Origin of the sequence: Nocardia sichangensis (assembly GCF_047200615.1) — a bacterium.
In the GTDB taxonomy this organism is placed as follows: Bacteria; Actinomycetota; Actinomycetes; order Mycobacteriales; family Mycobacteriaceae; genus Nocardia; species Nocardia sichangensis.
The window spans coordinates 89,011-108,679 of record NZ_JBJZOK010000018.1 but is presented as its reverse complement, the minus strand read 5'-3'; the positions used below and the strand labels follow the sequence as shown (position 1 = coordinate 108,679).

Genomic DNA, 19,669 nt, shown 5'->3' with positions numbered 1-19,669 from the left:
TGCGCGGCTTTTCGCGCAGTGCGAACGGCTACTGTGCCAGGCATGAGGAAGCTTGCTGTGCTGTGCGTCGGCGCGCTGGGGTTGATCTTGCTCACCGGCTGCGGTGACGACAACGCGGCACCCGCTCGGGATCGGACGCCGACGATCGTCACCGGGCCGGGACCCGCGGCTCCCGCGCTCGTGCCCCCGGGGCTGCACGAGCAGGCGCCGCCCAAGCGGGAGGACAACTCCGGCGCCGAACCGACGTCCACCCGCAAGGAGGTGGTCACCGGCAGCGTCGAGATCACCGCGGACGCGCCGGTCACCGCGGCGGGCACGATCATCGACCAGGTGCGCGCCGCGGGCGGCCGAGTCGACAGCCGCACCGAGCAGCCCGGCACCGACGACACCGAGCCAAGCGCCACGCTCGTCGTCCGGCTGCCCGCGGACAAGACCGACGCGTTCATCGCGGGCCTCGGCGGGGTCGGACAGATCACCCGGGTCACCACCAATCGCGACGACGTCACCATGCACTGGGAGGACCTGGACGCGCGGATCAAGGCACTGCAAGCCTCGGTCGACCGGCTGCGCGGACTCATCGCGGGCGCCACCACCACCTCCGACCTGATCGCCGCCGAGCAGGCGCTGTCCAGCCGCCAGGGTGAGCTGGACAGCCTCACCGCGCAGAAGCGCAGGCTCGACGACCAGGTCGCCCTGTCCACGCTGACCATCGACGTCACCACCGATCACAAGAACTCCGGCGACGACCCCGACAACTTCTGGGACGGCATCGTCTCCGGCTGGAACTCGCTGGTGGACTGGCTGCAGGACGCGATGGTGTTCAGCGGCAAAGCGATTCCGTGGCTGGGCTTCCTCGCGGTGGTAGCCGCCGTGCTGTGGGGGATCGTGCGCCTGGTGCGGCGGCGCAAGCCCACGCCCGGTGCGGGAGAATCGGCACCGGAGCCGGTGAGCAGCGCCTCGGATGGCGCGGAGACCAGCGCAGGAGGCAAGAGTGCCGACGGTGGTAAGGGCGACGATCAAGCCGAACAGCCGTAAGGGACCGCTGGTGGAGACCCTCGACGACGGGAGCCTGCAACTGTACGTGCGGGCTCCCGCCGTCGAAGGCAAGGCCAACAAGGCCGCTATCGAGTTGCTCGCAGGCCACTACGGAGTCCCCAAGTCCGCCGTCCGGCTGACGGCGGGCGCGACCTCCCGCTTCAAACGATTCGAAATCGACGTGCCTTGATGTCGCCGCCGCAGCTCAAATGCCGCCGGGGAAGCCGAGTTGGCGCCATGCTTCGTAGACGGTCACCGCGGCCGCGTTGGAAAGGTTCATGGAGCGGCGGCCGGGCAGCATCGGGATGCGCAGCCGGTCGGTGATGCGCGGATCGGCCAGCACCTCCGCGGGCAGGCCGGTGGGTTCGGTGCCGAACAGCAGCACGTCGTTCTCGCGATAGGCCACGTCCGTGAACCGAGTGGTGCCCTGGGTGGTGAACGCGAAAACTCGCTCCGGGCGCAGTACCTCCCATGCCGCCGCCAGATTCGGGTGCACCGTCACCGACGCCAGATCGTGGTAGTCCAACCCGGCCCTGCGCAACTTCGGCTCCGACAGATCGAATCCCAACGGCTCGATCAGATGCAGATGACACCCGGTCCCCGCGACCAACCGGATCGCGTTGCCGGTATTCGGCGGAATGCACGGCTCATGGAACATCAGATGGAACACGACGCATCAGTCAACCAGGTCACCGGAGCCGTCCGCCCGCACCCCACACGAGTGGCACACCGCCGCGGGGAGTACTCGCGATTCGCCGCAGCCATGCGCCACTCGTCGACCACCGGACCGGTCTGCAAGAATCGGGAAGGTGACCGATGCCGATACGCCTATCGCCCGGGCCGGACGCCGCGGTTCGGGAGCGGAGTTCTTGCGTTCTCATCTGCCGATGGTCGTCGTGACGCTGGTCATCGTGGTGGCGGTGGTGTTCGTGGCGTCCGATCGTTGGCGGCGCGGGACGTTCTTCTTCGGCGGTGCGACGCTGCTGGCGGCGGCATTCCGGCTGTGCCTGCCGACTACCCGGGTGGGGCTGCTGGCGGTGCGCAGCAAGCCGTTCGACGTCGGCGCGCTGACGCTGCTGGGGTCGAGCATCCTGTTCCTCGCGGCCACGATCAACACGCTCGGCGTCGGCTGAGGGCGGGCGACCCAGCGATGGCAGGGTCGCCCTTGTGCTCAGCGGGCAGCGGCGAATCGCTCGGCGAAGACCCTCCGCTCGCGCGGACGACGCCCCGGGTGCGGAGGGGCGGCGTCGCTGTAGCCGATGGTGACCAGTACCGCGATGGCGAGATCTGCCCGGTCGCCGATACCGATGGCTTGCTTCACCGACTCCGCGTCCCAGCCGTTCATCGGCGCCGAGGCCAAGCCGAGCCCGGTCGCCGCGAGCATCGCGTAGGTGGCCGCGATCATCGCGTTCTTGACGGCGTTCTCCCGCAGCAGTCCGCGCTGTTCCAGCGCCAAATATTCGGCGCGTGTGTCGAACATGGCGGTGAACTCGGCGTTCCACGCGCCGTTGCGACCGGCTAGTTCGGCGATGTCGGCGTTGCGGTCTCGCCAGGCGGCGGCGTCGGCGACGAAGACCAGCACCACCGGCGCCTCCCTCGGCTGCGGCTGGCCGAACGCCGCCTCCGACAGCGCGGCGCGGCCGGATTCGCTGGTCACCACCACGATCGACCGGTCCTGCATATTCCATGCGCTCGGCGCTTGCATCGTCAGCTCGAGCAACTCTTCGATCAGTTCGGGCGCCACCGGGTCGGGGCGATAGTGCCGCACCGTGCGACGTCCACGGATCGCATCGGCTACCGAAAGTGTCTTTGTCTCCATATTTCTAACTATCGGAGAGTCGCACTCCAATGGGAAGAAGGCACTATTTGGTGCGCTACACTCTAATAGGTGCCCACTTATATAGAAGGTTCCGGCCTACCCGCCGACGTGTACTCCGCGAAGTGCCCCACGCGGGAGATCCTCGACCACATCGCGGGGAAATGGACGGTCCTGATCATCGACGCGCTCGCCGACGGCACCATGCGCTACACCGATCTGCGCCACCGTATCGATGGCATCTCCCAGAAGATGCTGACGCAGACGTTGCGGCAACTGGAGAGCGACGGTTTCGTCACGCGCACAGTGCATCCCACGATCCCGCCACGAGTCGACTACACGCTGACAGAGCTGGGGCACAGTCTGCGCACGCCGATAGCGGCGCTGCGGGAGTGGATCGAAACCAACATCAACCGCATCGAAGCGGCGCGGCGAGCCGCAGCGCTCTGAGAGTGGACGGCATCACGGCGCGAGGTACCGATCAGTGCGGGCGCGAGGGGAAGTGGACCCTTGTCAGCGTTCGGGGCGCACACCGGCGCGGGCCAGGCGCATGGTCTCGGTCAGCAGTTTGGACACCGCCGCCGCCTCGGTGAGGAATCCGTCGTGCCCGTCGCGGGAGTGCACGATCTCCAGTCCGTCGCATCCGGGCAGCAGATCGGCGAGTTCCTGCTGGGTCCGCAGCGGATAGAGCCGGTCGGAGTCGACGCCGCCGACCACGCACGGCACCGGCGTCGCCGAGAGCGCCGCCTCGATGCCGCCCCGGCCGCGGCCGACGTCGTGGCGGTTCATCGCCTCGGTCAGCAGCACATAGGTGGCGGGATCGAAACGCTTGCAGAGCTTTTCGGCCTGATGGTCCAGGTAGCTCTGCACCGCGTAGCGTCCGCCGTTCCACGGGTCCTCGTCGCCCTGCGGCTTGTTCTCGAACCGGTGATCCAGCTCGAACTCGGTGCGGTAGGTCAGGTGCGCGATCCGCCGGGCCAGCGCCATCCCCGTCGTCGGGGCGCGGCCGGTGCCGTGATAGTCGCCGCCCTGCCAGTCCGGATCGGACGTGATCGCCGCGATCTGGGTGGTCTGGGTGCCGATCTGATCGGCGGTGGCGCGGGCTCCGACCGCGAGCACCAGCGCCGCGGCGACCCGATCCGGTGCGCCGACCATCCACTCGAGCACCCGCATACCGCCCATCGACCCGCCGACCACGGCCGCGAGCCGCTCGACACCGAGCAGGTCGAGCAGAGCGGCTTCGGCGGTCACCTGATCGCGGATGGAGATCTCGGGAAAACGCGAGCCCCACGGCTTTCCGTCCGGAGCGGCAGTGGACGGCCCGGTGCTGCCCTTGCAGCCGCCGAGCACGTTCGTCGCGAGCACACACCATTCGTCGGTGTCCAGCGGCGCGCCGGGACCGACCATGCCGTCCCACCAGCCGGGCAGCGGGTGCACGCCGTCGGGCTTGCCGACGACGTGCGAGTCGCCGGTCAGCGCGTGTTCGACCAGCACGATGTTGTCCATGCCGGGGGAGAGCTCACCCCAGCGTTGTACCGCGAGGTGGACGTCCGGGATGACCGCGCCGTTCTCCAGCCGCACGTCCCCGATGGCGATGGTGCCGAGCTGTCCATCCGGGGGCGGCAGGGCGATGCCGGAGGTCCGCGCGATCGGTTCGGTGTTCACGGTCATGTCGCCGCCCCCGCGAAACCGGCGGGCGGAGGATCCGGGAGGAAGCGCACGACCCCGAACTCGGCACCACGGCTGTGCGGGGCCGACTGCGCCGGGCCTCGCTCGGCCCCGGGCGCGGTGAATTCACTCATGGTTTGCTCCCAAGCAGGTGTTCGCCGGTACAGCAGGGGTTAGCGGTGTGTGGGTAACGAACAACAACACATGCCGGCGACCTCCTGTTACGCGCTTGCTCCCGGCTCTCGGGAGCCAGGTCATCACCCGGAGCACCCCACCGCGGCTGGAGGGTTGCCGACCAGCGAGCCGGGGCTTGACGCTGGTACTCATGACCTGCCCGGCATCATAACCGGCGGGCGGTCAGCGCCCGAAATCCTCCGTCGAACTCACTGGTCCGCAGCGGTCGGCGCCCCGCAGCAGGTGCGCACGAACTCGTCGTAGGCCTCGGTGAACGCCGCCCGCCCTGCCCTGGCCGCGACCGCCAGGTCGTCGTCGAGGAACACATCGTCGGAGCACTCCATGCCGATGTGGCCGATCAGTTGCCAGGTGCCGACGATCAGCCGCACCGGGCGCGCGTCCGGCGTGGTGCCGAGGCGCTCGGCGACCACGGCGGCGATCGCGTGGTTCTTGTCGTCGGCGTGCTCCATGCTGCGCGCGCTGACCGACGGGCTGCTGCGCAGAATCCGCTGCATCTTCTGGAACTGCCGGAACGACAGCGGATCCGCCTCGCCCGCCGCGGCGGCTTCATCGACCACGTGCAGGAAGGCCTGGCGCAGCGCCCCGAGTTCGTTGCCCGTGCGGGGCAATTCGCGCAGCGTCTCGGCGATGGTCTGCCCGAAATCCTGCACGGGCCCCAGGACGATGTCTTCTTTGCTGTCGAAATAGCGGTTGATCGTGCGCGGCGAGACGTCCGCGGCGTTGGCGATCTGCTCGATCGTGGTCGCGTCGAAGCCCTGTGTGTCGCACAGATCCAGGGCCGCGGCGATGATCCGCAGCCTGGTCTGTTGCTTCTTGCGTTCGCGCAGGCCCTGGGTCGCCGGGCCGCCGGCGGCGCGGTCGGCCGCTGCGCCCGCGCCCGTCGGCGCCGATAACTCGAGCATGCCCCCATGTTAACGCAACCTGCCGTTTTCCTGTCCGTAACGGTCAAATGTCGTAACACGACATTTTGCGCTTGACGACAAATGTCGCTCGATGACAGGATTGCTCCGGACATCGAGGACGAGGAGAAGACCGTGACCGAAACCGCGACAGCGGTGCACGCGCCGCAGCGGGCGAGCGGTTCAGCGCGTTGGCTCGCGCTGGGAGTGATCGCGTTAGCCCAGCTCATGGTGGTGCTGGACGCCACCATCGTGACGATCTCGCTGCCGTTCGCGCAGCGGGATCTCGACATCAGCGACGGCAACCGGCAATGGATGCTCACCGCCTACACGCTGATCTTCGGTGGCCTGCTGCTGCTCGGCGGCAGGCTGGCCGACTACCTCGGCCGACGCCGGATCTTCATCGTCGGCCTGATCGGCTTCGCGAGTGCGTCGGCGCTGGCCGGTCTCGCGCAGACCGGCGCGGAACTGTTCGCCGGACGCGCGTTGCAGGGCGCGTTCGCCGCACTGCTGGCTCCGGCCGCGCTCTCGCTGCTGTCGGTGACCTTCACCGAGCCCGGCGAGCGGGCCACCGCGTTCGGTGTGTTCGCGGGCATCTCCGCGGGTGGTGCGGCGCTGGGGCTGATCGCCGGTGGCGCGCTCACCGAATACGCCTCCTGGCGCTGGTGCCTGCTGGTCAACACGCCGATCGCGCTGATCGCGCTGCTCGGCGCGCTGGCCTGGGTGGCGAAGGACGTGCCCGCGCCGCGCAGCGGGGGATACGACGTGCCAGGAGCCGTCACCGTGACGCTCGGTCTGATCTCCATCGTGTACGGCTTCAGTCGTGCCGCCGACGACGGCTGGCTGGCGGGCAGCACGCTGGCGCTGCTGGTCGCCGGGCTGGCCTTGCTCGTCGCCTTCGTCGCGATCGAACGGCGCTCGGCGAACCCGCTGCTGCCGTTGCACATCCCGGGTGAGATCAACCGGGGCGGCGCGTTCCTCGCCGCGCTGCTCATCCCGATCGCGATGTTCGCGATGTTCCTGTTCCTGAGCTTCTACTTCCAGATCACGCTGGGCTACTCCGCCCTGAAGGCGGGCTTCGCGTTCCTGCCCTTCCCGGCGGGCATCGCGATCTCGGCGGGTGTCACCAGCGCTCTGCTGCCGAAGCTCGGCCCGCGTCCGCTGATGCTGGCCGGGGCCGTGCTGGGCGTCGTCGGCCTGGTGCTGCTGGCTCAACTGAGCTTCGGTGACAGCTTCCTCGCCGGTGTGCTGCCCGCTCAGGTGCTCATCGCGCTCGGTATGGGTCCGCTGTTCGTCGGCATGCAGACGGTCGCGCTGCATCAGGTGGAGGAAGAGGACTCCGGCGTCGCTTCCGCGCTGCTGAACGCGGCGCAGCAGGTCGGCGGGGCGGTCGGCACGGCGCTGCTGACCACCATCTCGGTGCAGGTCGCCAAGACCTTCGCGCATGACAACCCTGGCATCGACAACTTGGCCGCGCGGGCCGCGATCCACAGTTACGACGTGGCCTTCTACGTCGGCGCCGGGTTCTTCTTGGCGGCCGTCCCGATCATCGCGCTGATGATCCGGGACCGGCCGGAGAACCTGATCGAAGGTTCCGAGGACGGGGCACGGCTTCCGGTCGCGGTCTGATCCACCGGAACGAGGTCCGCGCGGCGTGCTGACGCCGCGCGGGCCTCGTCGTGTGCCAGGCGGTTGCCGTGCTGGAACGGAAGGCGGATCATGGCGGCGACGGCGGTTGCGCGGGTGCCCGCCGAGGCGCTGGAAGGCATTGCCTACCAATCGGTAGCAAAGGTGGTCCAGCTCACTCCGGGGGCTGCCCGTGCGGTGAGGACTTCGGCAGCAGTACGCTTGTCTTGTTTGCACCACATGTCCCGCCGACAACGCGGGACATATACGTTGTCTGTTGGAACAGCTGGGGTCCGCTCACAAGCGTGTTCGCCTGGCCGTGCAATGAGGGCACCATCCTAGGAGGACACGAAGATCCATGTCCAAGATCAAGGTTGAAGGCACCGTCGTAGAACTCGACGGCGACGAGATGACCCGGATCATCTGGCAGTTCATCAAGGACAAGCTGATCCACCCCTATCTCGACGTGAACCTCGAGTACTACGACCTCGGCATCGAATACCGCGACAAGACCGATGATCAGGTCACCGTCGACGCCGCCGAAGCCATCAAGAAGCACGGCGTCGGTGTGAAGTGCGCCACTATCACCCCGGACGAGGCGCGAGTCAAGGAATTCGGCCTCAAGAAGATGTGGCGGTCGCCCAACGGCACCATCCGCAACATCCTGGGTGGCACCATCTTCCGGGCCCCGATCATCATCTCGAACGTTCCGCGGCTGGTGCCGGGCTGGACCAAGCCGATCATCATCGGCCGTCACGCCTTCGGCGATCAGTACCGCGCCACCGACTTCAAGGTGTTCCAGGGCGGTACCGTCACCGTGACCTTCACCCCGGACGACGGCAGCGAGCCGATCGTGCACGAGGTCGTGAAGATGCCCGAGGAGGGCGGTGTTGTCCTGGGCATGTACAACTTCCGCAAGTCCATCGAGGACTTCGCGCGGGCGTCGTTCAACTACGGCCTGCAGCAGAACTATCCGGTGTACATGTCGACGAAGAACACCATCCTCAAGGCCTACGACGGCATGTTCAAGGACACGTTCCAGGACATCTTCGACGCCGAGTTCAAGAGCCAGTTCGACGCCGCGGGCCTGACCTACGAGCACCGGCTGATCGACGACATGGTCGCCTCCTCGATGAAGTGGGAGGGCGGCTACGTCTGGGCGTGCAAGAACTACGACGGCGACGTGCAGTCCGACACGGTGGCGCAGGGCTTCGGCTCGCTCGGCCTGATGACCTCGGTGCTGCTGACTCCGGACGGCCGCACCTGTGAGGCCGAGGCCGCCCACGGCACCGTCACCCGGCACTACCGCCAGCACCAGCAGGGCAAGCCGACCTCGACCAACCCGATCGCGTCCATCTTCGCCTGGACCCGCGGGCTCGAGCATCGCGGCAAGCTGGACAACACCCCCGAGGTCATCGGCTTCGCGCAGACCTTGGAGGACGTCGTCATCAAGACCGTCGAGGGCGGCCAGATGACCAAGGACCTCGCGCTGCTCGTCGGCGGTGACCAGGGCTATCTGAGCACCGAGGAGTTCCTCGGCGCGCTGGACGCCAACCTGGCTCGCGCGCTGCGCTGATCCCGGGGCCGAGCCGCGTCGCTCGGCCGACTCCGGCGCTGGGTGGTCACCCAGCGCCGGGCTGAACATCGGGCACCCGCCCCACCTCCGGTGGAACGGGTGCCCGGACTGTTTCGCGACCGATTCGCTGGGGGCGTCGGCCCGTCGCGCATGCCTCGCGATGTCGCCGCTTGTCAGCTCGCGCCGACTCCGGCGGGATCGAGCAGGCCCGCGAAAGCGCGGGTGAAATCGGCCGCCCCGTTGCCGCGTTCGACCTCCGTTTCGAACAGTCGCAGCAGGGGATCGAGCAGATCGGTCGCCACGCCTTGCTTGCGGCTGGCCGTGCGGATGTCGCGTGCTCGGCCTGCGCGGCGGGGGAGCCGCTGTACAGCAGTATCGGCGGATGCGCATCGCCGGGGCGCGGCGATCTTCCGGCGCGGGCATGGCCCGAGCCGATAGCTGGCACCGCGACGATGCTCGAAGGTGGCGGGCCGACTACGGTCGCCCGTCCGTATTGGGCGAATTCTCCTGTTCACCTGCGTAGTTCGTCGGCGGCACGTGGGCGAACTCACGTTCGCTGGGGAAGCGATCGCAGGCCGAGGCCGGTTACATGAACACGTGACCAGCGCCCTGACCACCAGCACCTCCGCGCCGCCCGGACGAACCGATTGGCACGTGCCCGCGATGCTCGCCCTGGCCCTCGGCGGATTCGGGATCGGGACCACCGAATTCGTCACCATGGGTTTGCTGCCGGACATCGCGTCGGCGATGCGGGTCTCCGAGCCGGCCGCGGGGCACGCGGTATCGGCCTACGCGCTCGGTGTGGTGATCGGCGCGCCACTGATCGCGGCGCTGTGCGCGCGGATGCCGCGCAAGCGCCTGCTCGTCGCGCTCATCGTGGCGTTCACCCTGGGAAATGCGGCGACCGTCCTGGCGCCCTCGTTCGAGACGCTGGTTCTCGCGCGATTCGTCTCAGGTTTGCCACACGGTGCCTACTTCGGTGTCGCCTCGTTGGCCGCCGCCACTCTCGCCCCGGTAGGGCAGCGGGCGAAGGCGGTTGCCGCGGTTATGCTGGGATTGAGCGCCGCCAATGTTGTCGGCGTTCCCGCCGCTACTTGGCTCGGCCAGCATCTCGGCTGGCGCGATGCGTTCGTGGTCGTCGCGCTCATCGGAGTGACCACCGTGGCGGCGCTGCTGTGCTTCGTGCCGGAACTCACCGGCATCACGGTGACCAACCCGATGACCGAACTCGGCGCGCTGCGTCGCCCGCAGGTACTGCTGACGCTGCTGGTCGGCGCCGTCGGGTTCGGCGGCATGTTCGCCGTCTACACCTACATCGCGACAACACTCATCGACGTGGCGGGTCTGCGGGCCGGCGCGGTTCCCTTGGTGTTGATGCTGTTCGGCGTGGGCATGGTGATCGGGAACATCGTCGGCGGCGTGCTCGCCGATCGCGGCGTGGACCGCGCCATCCTGGTGTCGATGGTCGCGATGACCGTCATCCTCGGTGGCTTCGTCGCCGCCGCGCACAACCCGTACACCGCGGCCTTCGGCGCGTTGCTGGTCGGCGCGTCCGGAGCTGCCTTGGCGCCGGCACTGCAAACCCGTCTGATGGACTTCGCGGCCGACGCCCAGACCCTCGCCGCCGCCCTCAACCACGCCGCCTTGAACATCGCCAACGCCGCGGGCTCCTGGCTCGGCGGCCTGGTCATCGCCGCGGGTCTCGGTTACACCGCTCCGGCCGTGGCCGGGGCGGCCCTCGCGGCGATCGGCGTCGCGTTGTTCACAGTGACCGCTTGGACCGCGCGGAGATCACGCCCGCAGCGGGCGACGCGGTAGCGATGTCGAAGCGGGCCCCGAGGTTGTCGGCGGCTTGTCGGGATTGGGACTCGCCGGGTCGGGTGCGGACTGTCCGGCGGGGCGGGCGGCCAGGGCGCTGCCCGCGATGTCGTGCAGGTGCGCCGAGGCGCGTCGCCACCGGCGGCGGGCGCGCTCGTCGTCCGGGTCGATGAAATTCGAGATCAGGATTCCGCGCAGCGCGTCCATGGCCGTGTAGATGAAGTCGCGCGCTTCCTTGCGGCGCACGTCGTCCGGCACGAAGCGGGCGACCGCCAGCAAGACGGCGTTGTTGACGAACGGCTCGACCTTCTCCATCGCCGCGGCCAGCACCGGATCGGTCCGCCCCGCCACCCACAGTTCGACGGTCGCGATGAACAGCGGACCCTGGTGCAGGTCCCACAGGAACTCCAGCGCCGCGGCCACCGGATCGTCGCCGGTTTCGACCCGCGACATCTCCCGCATGGCGGTCTCGGCGCGCAGTTGCGCCAGGTGGCTGATCGCGGCCACCACCAGATCGGTCTTCGAGCCGAAGTGATGGACCTGCGCCCCACGGGTCACCCCGGCGCGCTCGGCCACCCGCGGCGTCGTGGTGCCCGAGTATCCGTACTCGACCAGGCAGTCCACCGTCGCGTCCAGCAGCCGGGTGCGCATCTCGGTGCTGCGTTGTTCCTGCGTCCGGCGCTGCTGCTTCACGACTACGCTCCTGGCCACCGCCCGATCCTACACTTACATACAGTGCTGTATGTTCCGCCGTTTCGGCGGGGAAATGGGCGATATCGAGGCTGCCGGGGCGGACGGCATCCGACTGCGGCCGAGCGCGCCTTCGGAGGCGGTGCTGATGAAAACATGCATGTCTCACTGTATGTAGCAAGCGAAATGCAATCGGCTGGTTACTGGGGTCGTGGTCGCGCTTCCGCGCGGACCTCTTGCTCACTTACATACAACCTTGTATGTTTGTTTTCGCTCGTTCGGCCGCTCGCGGCGTACGCACAATCTGAGGAGTTCGATGGCGAACAAGGTCTACGTCGTCGGTGTCGGCATGACGAAGTTCGAGAAGCCGGGCCGCCGCCTGGTCGAGGAAGCCGACGGCACTACTCGCGCCTGGGACTACCCGGACATGGCCAGGGAATCGGGCACCAAGGCGCTCGCGGACGCGGGCATCAGCTACGACCTGGTGGAACAGGCCTACGTCGGCTATGTGTACGGCGAATCCACCTCGGGCCAGCGTGCCGTCTACGAACTCGGCATGACCGGCATCCCGGTGGTCAACGTGAACAACAACTGCTCCACCGGTTCGACGGCGCTGTATCTCGCGGCCCAGGCGATCCGGGGCGGCCTGGCCGAATGCACGCTGGCGCTGGGCTTCGAGAAGATGCAACCCGGTTCGCTGGGGTCCACCTGGGACGATCGCGAGCAGCCGATGGCCAAGCACATCATGGCGCTGGCCGAGATCTCCGAGGTGCTGTTCCCCGTGGCGCCGTGGATGTTCGGCGCGGCCGGGCGCGAGCACATGAAGCAGTACGGCACCACCGCCGAGCACTTCGCCAAGATCGGCCACAAGAACCACAAGCACTCGGTGAACAACCCGTATTCGCAGTTCCAGGACGAATACACCCTCGAAGACATCCTCGCCTCGCGGATGATCTACGACCCGCTGACCAAACTGCAGTGCTCGCCGACTTCCGACGGGTCCGGCGCGGTGATCCTCGCGAGCGAGGACTTCGTCGACGCCCACGATCTCGCCGGGCAAGCGGTGGAGATCGTCGGCCAGGCGATGACCACCGACTTCGCCTCGACTTTCGACGACACCGCCAAGAACCTGATCGGCTACGACATGAACGTGCATGCCGCGAGGAAGGTCTATCAGCAGTCCGGGCTGGGCCCGGAGGACTTCCAGGTCATCGAGCTGCACGACTGCTTCTCGGCCAACGAACTGCTGCTCTACGAGGCGCTCGGCCTGTGCGGCGAGGGCGAGGCGGGGCAGCTGATCGACGACGGCAAGACCACCTACGGAGGCAAATGGGTGGTCAATCCCTCCGGCGGGTTGATCTCGAAAGGGCATCCGCTCGGCGCGACCGGTCTCGCGCAGTGCTCCGAGTTGACCTGGCAGCTGCGCGGAGCGGCGGACAAGCGGCAGGTGGACGGCGTCACCGCCGCTCTGCAACACAACATCGGCCTCGGCGGCGCGGCCGTCGTCACCGCCTACCAGCGCGCCGACCGCTGAACGCCGACCAACTCGACGAGGAGTGCGACACATGGGACATATCGAAGCCACCAAGGACGTCAACGCCGCCCCCGAAGCCCTGTGGGCGGTCGTCTCCGACCCGCAGACCTGGGACAAGTGGTTCACCATCCACGAACGCTTCATGGAGGAGCCGCCCGCCGTGCTCAGCGCGGGCGCCAAGCTGGTCGCCAAGATCGTGATGCTCGGCATGGCGAACAAACTGGAATGGACCATCGTCTCGGTGGACGCGCCGAACAAGCTGACACTCGGCGGCACCGGCATGGCCGGCGTGCGGACCGAGTTCACCTTCGACATCCGGCCCAACGGCGAGGGCAGCACCATCCTCGTGTCGGGTGACTTCGAGGGCGCGTTGATCAAGGGCGCGCTCGGCAAAGCGGTGGAGAAGGACGGCATCAAACAGCTCGACCGTTCGCTCGACCAACTCGACACGTTGGCCTCGGCGGCATGAGCGGTCAGGCCCGGAGGCGGCAGCGGAGCGTGACCACGCAGGGCCCCGCTCGTGCCGGAAAGGAAACAGCATGAGCGGTCAGGCCCGGAGGCGGCAGCGGAGCGTGACCACGTATGGCCAGGCTCGTGCCGGAAAGGATGCGGCATGAGCGCCGAAACGAGCGCCCGCACAGTCGAGTTCGACGACAGCGGCTTGGAGACGTGGTCCGACGAGGACCGGTTCGCGGTCACCGCCGAGCGGGTCGCGGAGTACGCCGCCGCGACGAACGATCCGATCGCCGCGCACCTGGCCGGTACGGTGGCCGGACCGGTCTTCGCCATCGTCCCGGTCTTCGAGGCCATGATGATGCCCGTCATCGACGTCGCGCCGATGGACATCTTCGGCCGGGTCGTGCACGGGGAGCAGGACTTCCACTTCCACCGCGCGATCCGCCCCGGCGACCGGCTGGTGTCGCGCGCCAAGGCGATCGGCTACGCCAGCCGCCCCAACGGCACGACCATCACCATTCGCATCGAATGCCGTACCGAGGCGGGAGAGCCGGTCAACGACCAATACCTCACCGCTTTCTTCCGCAACATCGATGCGGGCAAGACGGTCGGCGCGGCCGCTCCGGCGCACAAGTTCGACGAACGGCTGCGCGAGCAGGACCCGGTCGCCGTCGTGGCGCAGCACGTGGACCACGACCAAACCTTCCGCTACGCACCGGCGTCCGGCGATCCCGTGCCGCTGCACCTGGACGAGCAGGTCGCCAAGGACGCCGGACTGCCCGGCATCATCGCGCACGGGCTGTGCACCATGGCGTTCGCGTCCTGGGCGGTGCTGACCGAAGTCGCGGAGTCGGATGTGCACCGGCTCAGGCGCTTCGCGGTGCGCTTCGCCAAGCTGGTCTTTCCCGGCGACGACCTGGAGACCCGCATCTGGAAGGCGGGCTCCGCAGACGGCGTCACCCGCTACGCCTTCGAGACCGTGCGCGGCGACGATGTCGTGCTCAGCGACGGACTGGCCGAGATCGCCGACTGACATCGCGCGGCGGCACGGTGTCCGCCGCGCCCTTTCCCCTTCGCCGGATTCGGCACGACTACAGGAGACAACACATGGGCGTACTGGCCGGGCGGGTCGCCGTCATCACCGGCGCGGGTCGCGGCATCGGCCGCGAGCACGCGTTGCTGTTCGCGAAGGAGGGCGCCGCCGTGGTCGTCAACGATCTCGGCGGCAGCAACGCGGGCGAGGGGACCGATGCCGGTCCCGCCCAGGAGGTGGTGCGCGAGATCGTCGCCGCGGGCGGGAAGGCGGTGGCCAACACCGACGACGTCGCCACCTGGGACGGTGCGCAGAAACTGGTCGAGCAAGCGGTCAGAGAGTTCGGCGGCCTGGACGTCGTCGTCAACAACGCGGGCATCCTGCGTGACGCGTTTATCGCGGGCATGGACGAGTCGCAATGGGACGCGGTGATCGCCGTGCACCTCAAAGGCCACGCCGCGGTGCTGCACCATGCCGCCGCATATTGGAAGCAGCAGTCCAAGGCGGGCAATCAGCCGAACGCGGCCGTGATCAACACGGCATCGGCGTCGGGCACCACCTTGCCCAACCCGGGACAGGCCAATTACGGCGCGGCCAAGGCCGGGATCGCCGCGCTGACCCTGGTGGCCGCCGACGAACTAGCGCGCTACGGCGTGCGGGTCAACGCGATCGCGCCGATCGCGCGCACCCGGCTCACCCTGGCCACACCCGGCATGGGCGAGATGCTGGCGGCCGAAGCGGAGGAGTCCGACGGCGGGTTCGACGCCTTCGCCCCGGCCAATATCGCGCCGCTGGTCGCCTACCTGGCCGCCGAAGACTGCCCGATCACCGGCAAGGTGTTCGCGGTGCAGGGCGGCGCGATCTCCGAGCTGGCCGGTTGGCACGATGTGAAGACCATCGAGACCGAGGGGCCCTGGCTGATCGACGACATCGCCGCCCGGCTGCCCTGACCTCGGGGAATGTGAGGAGAACGACGATGTTCGAATGGTCCGAGACCGATGTCATGATCCGCGATGCCGTCCGGGCGTTCATCGACAAGGAGATCCGCCCGAATCTGGACGCGCTCGACAGCGGTGCACTGCCGCCGTACCCCGTGATCCGGAAGTTGTTCCGCGAGTTCGGGATCGATGTGATGGGCGGCGAGGCCGTGCAGAAGATGCTGGCCAGGCAGGCGGCGCGGGAGAGCGCTCCCGCCGAAGCGGAACGGAAGCCGAAGTCATCCGGCTCGAGCCCGTTCGCCGGGCAGGAATCGCTGATGGCGGTGCTCATCGGCGAGCTGTCCGGAGTGTGCATGGGTCTGGTCTCGGCGATGGGCGTGAGCATCGGTCTCGGCGCGACCACGATCATGTCGCGGGGCACGCTGGCGCAGAAGCAGCGCTGGCTGGAGGACATCGTCACCATGCGGAAGGTCGCGTCCTGGGCGATCACCGAACCGGACTCCGGTTCCGACGCGTTCGGCGGCATGAAGACCTACGTCAAGCGCGACCGCGAGGATTACCTGCTCAACGGCCAGAAGACGTTCATCACCAACGGCCCCTTCGCCGACGTGATGATCGTCTACGCGAAGCTCGACGACGGCGCGGGCGGCGACAAGCGCGACCGCAAGGTGCTCGCCTTCGTGCTGGACCAGGGCATGCCCGGCCTCACCCAGGGCAAGCCGTTCAAGAAGATGGGCCTGCACTCCTCACCGACCGGCGAGCTGTTCTTCGACAACGTGCGCCTCGGCCGGGACCGCCTGCTCGGCGAAACCGAAGAACACAAGGGCGGCGACGGCAGGGACAGCGCCAGGTCCAGCTTCACCGCCGAGCGCGTCGGCGTGGCCTTCATGGCGCTGGGCATCATCAACGAGTGTCATCGGCTGTGCGTGGAGTACGCCAAGAACCGCAAGCTCTGGGGCCAGGAGATCGGACGGTTCCAGCTGGTCCAGCTGAAACTGGCGAAGATGGAGATCGCGCGGATCAACGTGCAGAACATGGTGTTCAACACGCTGGAGCGGGGACGGGCGGGCAAACCCCCGACCCTGGCCGAGGCCTCCGCGATGAAGCTGTACGCCTCCGAGGCCGCCACCGAGGTGGCCATGGAAGCGGTGCAGCTGTTCGGCGGCAACGGCTACATGACCGAGTACCGCGTGGAGCAACTCGCCCGCGACGCCAAGTCACTGATGATCTACGCGGGCAGCAACGAGATCCAGGTGACCCACATCGCGAAAGGGTTGCTCGCGCAGTAGTTTCCGAATCGGCTGGCTCGCCGTACGCACTGCGCGGTGAGCTACGGCCGCGCGCAACCAAATCGGCCCGACCACCGGTCGTGGGCGGGGAGACCGAGCCCCGCCGGTTGACGATCCGGCTCGTGCCCGGTTTGTCCACTGCATCAGTGGCCGGCTGGCCATAGAGCGGTCATCATCACCCACCGTCGCCGCGTTCGGGCGTGTCGGAACGGGCGCTCGGGAGGCCGCGTGCACTTGGTCCTGAACTCGAAAGCCGACGTGCTCAGCGCACCATAACTACGTCTTTCGAGCGAAGCGAGACCGAGCCTGTTCCGTTCGCGGCCCGGCTCGCGTCCGAGCGGCCGCCGCGTCCGCGACGAAGTCGCGGCCGAACTACACAGCCCGAAGCCGGGTGCGGCTGGCGTAGACGTGTTCGGCGATGAGGGTGGCGATGCGGTCGGGCGCTTCCAGCATCGGCACGTGGCCGACGCCGTTGACCAGGATGCGGTCGGCGGATTCGGGCAGTTCCTTCAGGTAGCGCCGTGCGTAGACGCGGTTGGGGATGACCCGGTCGTACTCCGACAGCAGCAGCCGGACGGGCGTCCGCAGGGTGGACAGGTCGTCCTGTGCCGGCGCCCGCATCGCGCCGAGAATCATCGGCACCATCGCCGGGCAATGCAGCGCTGCGGCGAGCGCGGCCGCGGCGTCGCGCCGGGACACCGCGGAGGCCTGTTTGCTCAACGCGAGCAATGCGACCCGCTGGGCGAGTGGGTTGCCGATCACGAATCCGCCCATGCGCTTGCCGATCTCGACGAGCGGTATCAGGGAGAGGAATTTCAGGTTGACCCGCCATTGGGTCAGCGAGGGCGCGTGCCAGCCGCCCGCGGGCGCGATCAGCGTCAGGGTGCGGGCGCGTCCGCGGCGGGCGAGTTCGACGCCGACCAGTCCGCCGAGCGAGTTGCCCGCGATATGGCAAGTCCGCCAACCCAGTTCATCGAGCTGCTCGCAGATCCGGTCGGCCAGCGAACCCACGTCCACCGACGGGCCTCCGGTGGGCGCGCCGCCCCAGTGGCCCGCGAACGCGGGCGCGAACACCTCGCAGTGCGTGGACAGCCGCGCCGCCGTCTGCTCCCAGCAGTGCGGCGACATCATGAATCCGTGCAGCAACAGCAGGGGATCGCCGGATCCCACGTGCAATGCCTTGATCGGCTGGGGCTGTTTCGCCCGGGTGGATCCGCGCGCGGGGGCGGAGGAGGACTGGGAGGTGTCGGACGACATCGTCATCACCCCTTCCTGGACGGCAGTGTCCAAGGGACTTCATCTGACCAGCATTGTACGGTCGTGGTGTGCCGTATATCTCGACAGTGAACGTGAACGGTGTCCGCGCGGCCGCGGGCAAGGGGCTGCTCGCCTGGCTCGCGGCCACCGAGGCGGACATCGTCTGCGTGCAGGAGACTCGCGCCACCGACGAGCAGGTCCGGGCCGCGCTGGCGCCCGCGCTGGACGCGGGATGGCAGCTGTCGCACGCCGAACCGGAGTCCAAGGGCCGCGCCGGTGTCGGCATCCTGTCCCGGCGGGCGCCCAGCGCCGTGCGAGTCGGCTTCGGCAGCGGTGAGTTCGCGGCGGCGGGCCGCTATCTCGAGGCCGATTTCGACGATGTCACCGTGGCCAGCGTCTACGTGCACTCCGGTGACGCGGGCACGGTGCGTCAAGACGAGAAGTATCGCTTCATGGCCGAACTCGGCGCCTACCTCGCCGCGCGAACCGGTGATTTCGTGGTCGCCGGGGACTGGAACATCGCCCACACCGAGCGTGACCTGAAGAACTGGAAGGGCAATCTGAAGTCGGCCGGGTTCCTGCCGCAGGAGCGGGCGTGGATCGATGAGCTGCTGGCCGCGGGGTACGTCGACGTGGTGCGGCAGTTGCACCCGGCGGGCGACGGTCCCTACAGCTGGTGGTCCTACCGGGGCCGCGCGTTCGACAACGACAGCGGCTGGCGCATCGACTACCACCTCGCCCGAGGAGAGCTGGCCACCCGAGCCAAGGACGCGGTGGTCGAGCGCGCCGCTACCTATGATCAACGCTGGTCGGACCACGCGCCGGTCACGGTGCAGTACCGATGAACCGGGCGCGACTGATCAAGCGCGGTGTCGGCCTGCTGGTCGCGGTGGCCCTGGTGGTGCTCGCCGCGGTGCTCGCGCTGTACGACGGTGGCGCTACCACCACATCCACCCCGGCGAGTCGCGCGACCACCGTCGCGACGAGCGCGGTCACCCCGACCGCCGCCGCGCCACGCGGTGTGGACAGCGCGTCGCCGGTCGATCAGGCGTCCGGTGTCCCGGAGCGCGCGTACGTCACGTTGCGGGAGATCGACGCCGGCCGGTGGCCGGGCTCGGCGAACGCCCCCGGCACCAAAGGGGGTGAGCGATGGCAGAACCGCGGCGGGGACTTGCCCGCCGCCGATGGCTCCGGTAAGCCGATCATCTATCAGGAATGGGACGTCAATCCCAAGCAGTCCGGCCGATCCCGCGACGCCGAACGCATCGTCACCGGTAGCGACGGTTCGGCCTGGTACACCGGCGATCACTACAAGACCTTCACGAGGATGCGCTGATGACAAAGACCGTCACGCTGTCGCAGTTCCTTGCCCGCTCCGACGCCGACGACGCGCCGCCCGGCGCCGCACTCACCCCGCCGCGTGTCACGTTCGGCACGCTCGCGGTGGACGCCGCCGACTTCAGCGGGGTGCGGGACAAAGCGCCTTCGGGCTACCTGGTGCGTGAACTGCGCGGCGCGAAGATGACCACCACCGCGCGCCTGTTCGACGAGTTCGCCGCCGCGTTCCAGTTTCCGTACTACTTCGGGGAGAACAAGGACGCGTTCGACGAGTGCCTGCGTGATCTGGACGATTTCCTCGGCGAAGGGGCCGGATACGTTGCCGTGGTGCGCGACTCGGCCGGATTGCTCGCCGACGAGCCCGTCGAGCGTGATTGGTTCGCCGAGGCCATGCGCGATTGCGCGGCCTACTGGTCGCGGCGGGACGTGCTCTTCCGGGTCGTCCTGCAAGGCGAAGCGCCCGATTTGGAGGACGTGTCCCTGCGGCTGTGACCAGGGCTG

22 protein-coding genes and 1 riboswitch are annotated in these 19,669 nt (G+C 68.3%); of the genes, 15 read left to right on the top strand and 7 right to left on the bottom strand.

Going from position 1 to position 19,669, the window contains the following annotated elements:
* The first annotated feature begins 42 nt into the window (after window positions 1-42).
* Together ACL03I_RS24215 and ACL03I_RS24210 are read left to right on the top strand one after the other, a co-directional pair.
* Window positions 43-1,035 (top strand): DUF4349 domain-containing protein, encoded by a 993-nt coding sequence (locus ACL03I_RS24215; RefSeq protein WP_364437825.1) that lies wholly within the window; start codon window positions 43-45, stop codon window positions 1,033-1,035.
* On the top strand, window positions 992-1,225 hold the full coding sequence (locus ACL03I_RS24210; RefSeq protein ID WP_355079011.1) for a DUF167 domain-containing protein: 234 nt from the start codon (window positions 992-994) through the stop codon (window positions 1,223-1,225). Before ACL03I_RS24215 ends, ACL03I_RS24210 begins: the two co-directional genes overlap by 44 nt.
* A gap of 15 nt (window positions 1,226-1,240) precedes the next feature.
* Here ACL03I_RS24210 and ACL03I_RS24205 read toward each other — a convergent pair whose 3' ends face one another.
* The gene (locus ACL03I_RS24205) at window positions 1,241-1,705 is read right to left on the bottom strand and encodes a tRNA (cytidine(34)-2'-O)-methyltransferase (protein WP_355079013.1); all 465 of its coding nucleotides are present in this window, start codon (window positions 1,703-1,705) and stop codon (window positions 1,241-1,243) included.
* A gap of 217 nt (window positions 1,706-1,922) precedes the next feature.
* Here ACL03I_RS24205 and ACL03I_RS24200 point away from each other — a divergent pair, with 217 nt between their 5' ends.
* Entirely contained in the window at window positions 1,923-2,168 is a 246-nt protein-coding gene (locus ACL03I_RS24200) for a DUF3017 domain-containing protein (RefSeq protein WP_355079114.1), read from the top strand.
* Window positions 2,169-2,206: 38 nt separating this feature from the next.
* Here the strand turns inward: ACL03I_RS24200 and ACL03I_RS24195 are convergent, their stop codons facing one another.
* Complete coding sequence (locus ACL03I_RS24195) at window positions 2,207-2,854, bottom strand: nitroreductase family protein (RefSeq protein WP_412807014.1); 648 nt, start codon at window positions 2,852-2,854, stop codon at window positions 2,207-2,209.
* A 69-nt stretch (window positions 2,855-2,923) separates the two neighbouring features.
* Here ACL03I_RS24195 and ACL03I_RS24190 point away from each other — a divergent pair, with 69 nt between their 5' ends.
* Window positions 2,924-3,301 carry a winged helix-turn-helix transcriptional regulator gene (locus ACL03I_RS24190; RefSeq protein ID WP_355079017.1) on the top strand — a complete coding sequence of 126 codons (378 nt, stop codon included), beginning with the start codon at window positions 2,924-2,926 and terminating at the stop codon, window positions 3,299-3,301.
* A gap of 63 nt (window positions 3,302-3,364) precedes the next feature.
* Here ACL03I_RS24190 and metX read toward each other — a convergent pair whose 3' ends face one another.
* A complete protein-coding gene (metX, locus tag ACL03I_RS24185) occupies window positions 3,365-4,522 on the bottom strand; it encodes a homoserine O-acetyltransferase MetX (RefSeq protein ID WP_397277174.1) in 1,158 nt (385 codons plus the stop codon).
* A gap of 217 nt (window positions 4,523-4,739) precedes the next feature.
* A riboswitch (SAM riboswitch) is annotated at window positions 4,740-4,850 on the bottom strand.
* Window positions 4,851-4,902: 52 nt separating this feature from the next.
* Complete coding sequence (locus ACL03I_RS24180; protein WP_355079021.1) at window positions 4,903-5,616, bottom strand: TetR family transcriptional regulator; 714 nt, start codon at window positions 5,614-5,616, stop codon at window positions 4,903-4,905.
* An 81-nt stretch (window positions 5,617-5,697) separates the two neighbouring features.
* Here ACL03I_RS24180 and ACL03I_RS24175 point away from each other — a divergent pair, with 81 nt between their 5' ends.
* Together ACL03I_RS24175 and ACL03I_RS24170 are read left to right on the top strand one after the other, a co-directional pair.
* Entirely contained in the window at window positions 5,698-7,242 is a 1,545-nt protein-coding gene (locus ACL03I_RS24175) for an MFS transporter (RefSeq protein WP_452492313.1), read from the top strand.
* 355 nt (window positions 7,243-7,597) lie between these two features.
* Window positions 7,598-8,815 (top strand): NADP-dependent isocitrate dehydrogenase, encoded by a 1,218-nt coding sequence (locus ACL03I_RS24170; protein WP_355079025.1) that lies wholly within the window; start codon window positions 7,598-7,600, stop codon window positions 8,813-8,815.
* A 173-nt stretch (window positions 8,816-8,988) separates the two neighbouring features.
* Here ACL03I_RS24170 and ACL03I_RS24165 read toward each other — a convergent pair whose 3' ends face one another.
* Complete coding sequence (locus ACL03I_RS24165) at window positions 8,989-9,117, bottom strand: hypothetical protein (protein ID WP_355079026.1); 129 nt, start codon at window positions 9,115-9,117, stop codon at window positions 8,989-8,991.
* Between the two features lie 307 nt (window positions 9,118-9,424).
* Here ACL03I_RS24165 and ACL03I_RS24160 point away from each other — a divergent pair, with 307 nt between their 5' ends.
* Entirely contained in the window at window positions 9,425-10,633 is a 1,209-nt protein-coding gene (locus ACL03I_RS24160; RefSeq protein ID WP_412807034.1) for an MFS transporter, read from the top strand.
* Here ACL03I_RS24160 and ACL03I_RS24155 read toward each other — a convergent pair.
* Window positions 10,607-11,284, bottom strand: a complete 678-nt coding sequence (locus tag ACL03I_RS24155; RefSeq protein WP_412807033.1) for a TetR/AcrR family transcriptional regulator — start codon at window positions 11,282-11,284, stop codon at window positions 10,607-10,609. The two genes, ACL03I_RS24160 and ACL03I_RS24155, sit on opposite strands and share 27 nt — an antisense overlap.
* Before the next feature lie 355 nt (window positions 11,285-11,639).
* Between ACL03I_RS24155 and ACL03I_RS24150 the strand changes: the two genes are divergently transcribed.
* The 5 genes from ACL03I_RS24150 to ACL03I_RS24130 all read left to right on the top strand — a co-directional run bounded on the left by ACL03I_RS24150 (window position 11,640) and on the right by ACL03I_RS24130 (window position 16,573).
* The gene (locus tag ACL03I_RS24150; RefSeq protein ID WP_412807013.1) at window positions 11,640-12,857 is read left to right on the top strand and encodes a lipid-transfer protein; all 1,218 of its coding nucleotides are present in this window, start codon (window positions 11,640-11,642) and stop codon (window positions 12,855-12,857) included.
* A gap of 31 nt (window positions 12,858-12,888) precedes the next feature.
* Window positions 12,889-13,326 (top strand): type II toxin-antitoxin system Rv0910 family toxin, encoded by a 438-nt coding sequence (locus ACL03I_RS24145; protein ID WP_355079032.1) that lies wholly within the window; start codon window positions 12,889-12,891, stop codon window positions 13,324-13,326.
* A 144-nt stretch (window positions 13,327-13,470) separates the two neighbouring features.
* A complete protein-coding gene (locus ACL03I_RS24140) occupies window positions 13,471-14,346 on the top strand; it encodes a MaoC/PaaZ C-terminal domain-containing protein (RefSeq protein WP_364437800.1) in 876 nt (291 codons plus the stop codon).
* 74 nt (window positions 14,347-14,420) lie between these two features.
* Window positions 14,421-15,296: an SDR family oxidoreductase gene (locus tag ACL03I_RS24135; RefSeq protein WP_356964686.1), complete on the top strand. Its 876-nt coding sequence runs from the start codon at window positions 14,421-14,423 to the stop codon at window positions 15,294-15,296.
* A gap of 26 nt (window positions 15,297-15,322) precedes the next feature.
* Window positions 15,323-16,573 carry an acyl-CoA dehydrogenase family protein gene (locus tag ACL03I_RS24130; RefSeq protein ID WP_412807012.1) on the top strand — a complete coding sequence of 417 codons (1,251 nt, stop codon included), beginning with the start codon at window positions 15,323-15,325 and terminating at the stop codon, window positions 16,571-16,573.
* 372 nt (window positions 16,574-16,945) lie between these two features.
* Here ACL03I_RS24130 and ACL03I_RS24125 read toward each other — a convergent pair whose 3' ends face one another.
* The gene (locus ACL03I_RS24125) at window positions 16,946-17,836 is read right to left on the bottom strand and encodes an alpha/beta fold hydrolase (protein ID WP_355079039.1); all 891 of its coding nucleotides are present in this window, start codon (window positions 17,834-17,836) and stop codon (window positions 16,946-16,948) included.
* Window positions 17,837-17,898: 62 nt separating this feature from the next.
* Here ACL03I_RS24125 and ACL03I_RS24120 point away from each other — a divergent pair, with 62 nt between their 5' ends.
* The 3 genes from ACL03I_RS24120 to ACL03I_RS24110 are packed head-to-tail and all read left to right on the top strand — an operon-like array spanning window position 17,899 to window position 19,660.
* Window positions 17,899-18,675 (top strand): exodeoxyribonuclease III, encoded by a 777-nt coding sequence (locus ACL03I_RS24120; protein WP_412807011.1) that lies wholly within the window; start codon window positions 17,899-17,901, stop codon window positions 18,673-18,675.
* Entirely contained in the window at window positions 18,672-19,166 is a 495-nt protein-coding gene (locus ACL03I_RS24115; protein ID WP_412807010.1) for a guanyl-specific ribonuclease, read from the top strand. Before ACL03I_RS24120 ends, ACL03I_RS24115 begins: the two co-directional genes overlap by 4 nt.
* The gene (locus ACL03I_RS24110) at window positions 19,166-19,660 is read left to right on the top strand and encodes a barstar family protein (protein WP_355079045.1); all 495 of its coding nucleotides are present in this window, start codon (window positions 19,166-19,168) and stop codon (window positions 19,658-19,660) included. The genes ACL03I_RS24115 and ACL03I_RS24110 overlap by 1 nt, the downstream gene beginning before the upstream one ends.
* The last annotated feature ends 9 nt before the right edge of the window (window positions 19,661-19,669 follow it).

Bases quoted from the DNA above. Each gene is read 5' to 3' on its own strand.
- ACL03I_RS24215 (WP_364437825.1), top strand. From the start codon at position 43: ATGAGGAAGCTTGCTGTGCTGTGCGTCGGCGCGCTGGGGTTGATCTTG.
- ACL03I_RS24200 (WP_355079114.1), top strand. From the start codon at position 1,923: ATGGTCGTCGTGACGCTGGTCATCGTGGTGGCGGTGGTGTTCGTGGCG.
- ACL03I_RS24195 (WP_412807014.1), bottom strand. From the start codon at position 2,854: ATGGAGACAAAGACACTTTCGGTAGCCGATGCGATCCGTGGACGTCGC.
- metX (WP_397277174.1), bottom strand. From the start codon at position 4,522: ATGACCGTGAACACCGAACCGATCGCGCGGACCTCCGGCATCGCCCTG.
- ACL03I_RS24180 (WP_355079021.1), bottom strand. From the start codon at position 5,616: ATGCTCGAGTTATCGGCGCCGACGGGCGCGGGCGCAGCGGCCGACCGC.
- ACL03I_RS24175 (WP_452492313.1), top strand. From the start codon at position 5,698: ATGTCGCTCGATGACAGGATTGCTCCGGACATCGAGGACGAGGAGAAG.
- ACL03I_RS24170 (WP_355079025.1), top strand. From the start codon at position 7,598: ATGTCCAAGATCAAGGTTGAAGGCACCGTCGTAGAACTCGACGGCGAC.
- ACL03I_RS24155 (WP_412807033.1), bottom strand. From the start codon at position 11,284: ATGCGCACCCGGCTGCTGGACGCGACGGTGGACTGCCTGGTCGAGTAC.
- ACL03I_RS24150 (WP_412807013.1), top strand. From the start codon at position 11,640: ATGGCGAACAAGGTCTACGTCGTCGGTGTCGGCATGACGAAGTTCGAG.
- ACL03I_RS24145 (WP_355079032.1), top strand. From the start codon at position 12,889: ATGGGACATATCGAAGCCACCAAGGACGTCAACGCCGCCCCCGAAGCC.
- ACL03I_RS24140 (WP_364437800.1), top strand. From the start codon at position 13,471: ATGAGCGCCGAAACGAGCGCCCGCACAGTCGAGTTCGACGACAGCGGC.
- ACL03I_RS24135 (WP_356964686.1), top strand. From the start codon at position 14,421: ATGGGCGTACTGGCCGGGCGGGTCGCCGTCATCACCGGCGCGGGTCGC.
- ACL03I_RS24130 (WP_412807012.1), top strand. From the start codon at position 15,323: ATGTTCGAATGGTCCGAGACCGATGTCATGATCCGCGATGCCGTCCGG.
- ACL03I_RS24125 (WP_355079039.1), bottom strand. From the start codon at position 17,836: ATGACGATGTCGTCCGACACCTCCCAGTCCTCCTCCGCCCCCGCGCGC.
- ACL03I_RS24115 (WP_412807010.1), top strand. From the start codon at position 18,672: ATGAACCGGGCGCGACTGATCAAGCGCGGTGTCGGCCTGCTGGTCGCG.
- ACL03I_RS24110 (WP_355079045.1), top strand. From the start codon at position 19,166: ATGACAAAGACCGTCACGCTGTCGCAGTTCCTTGCCCGCTCCGACGCC.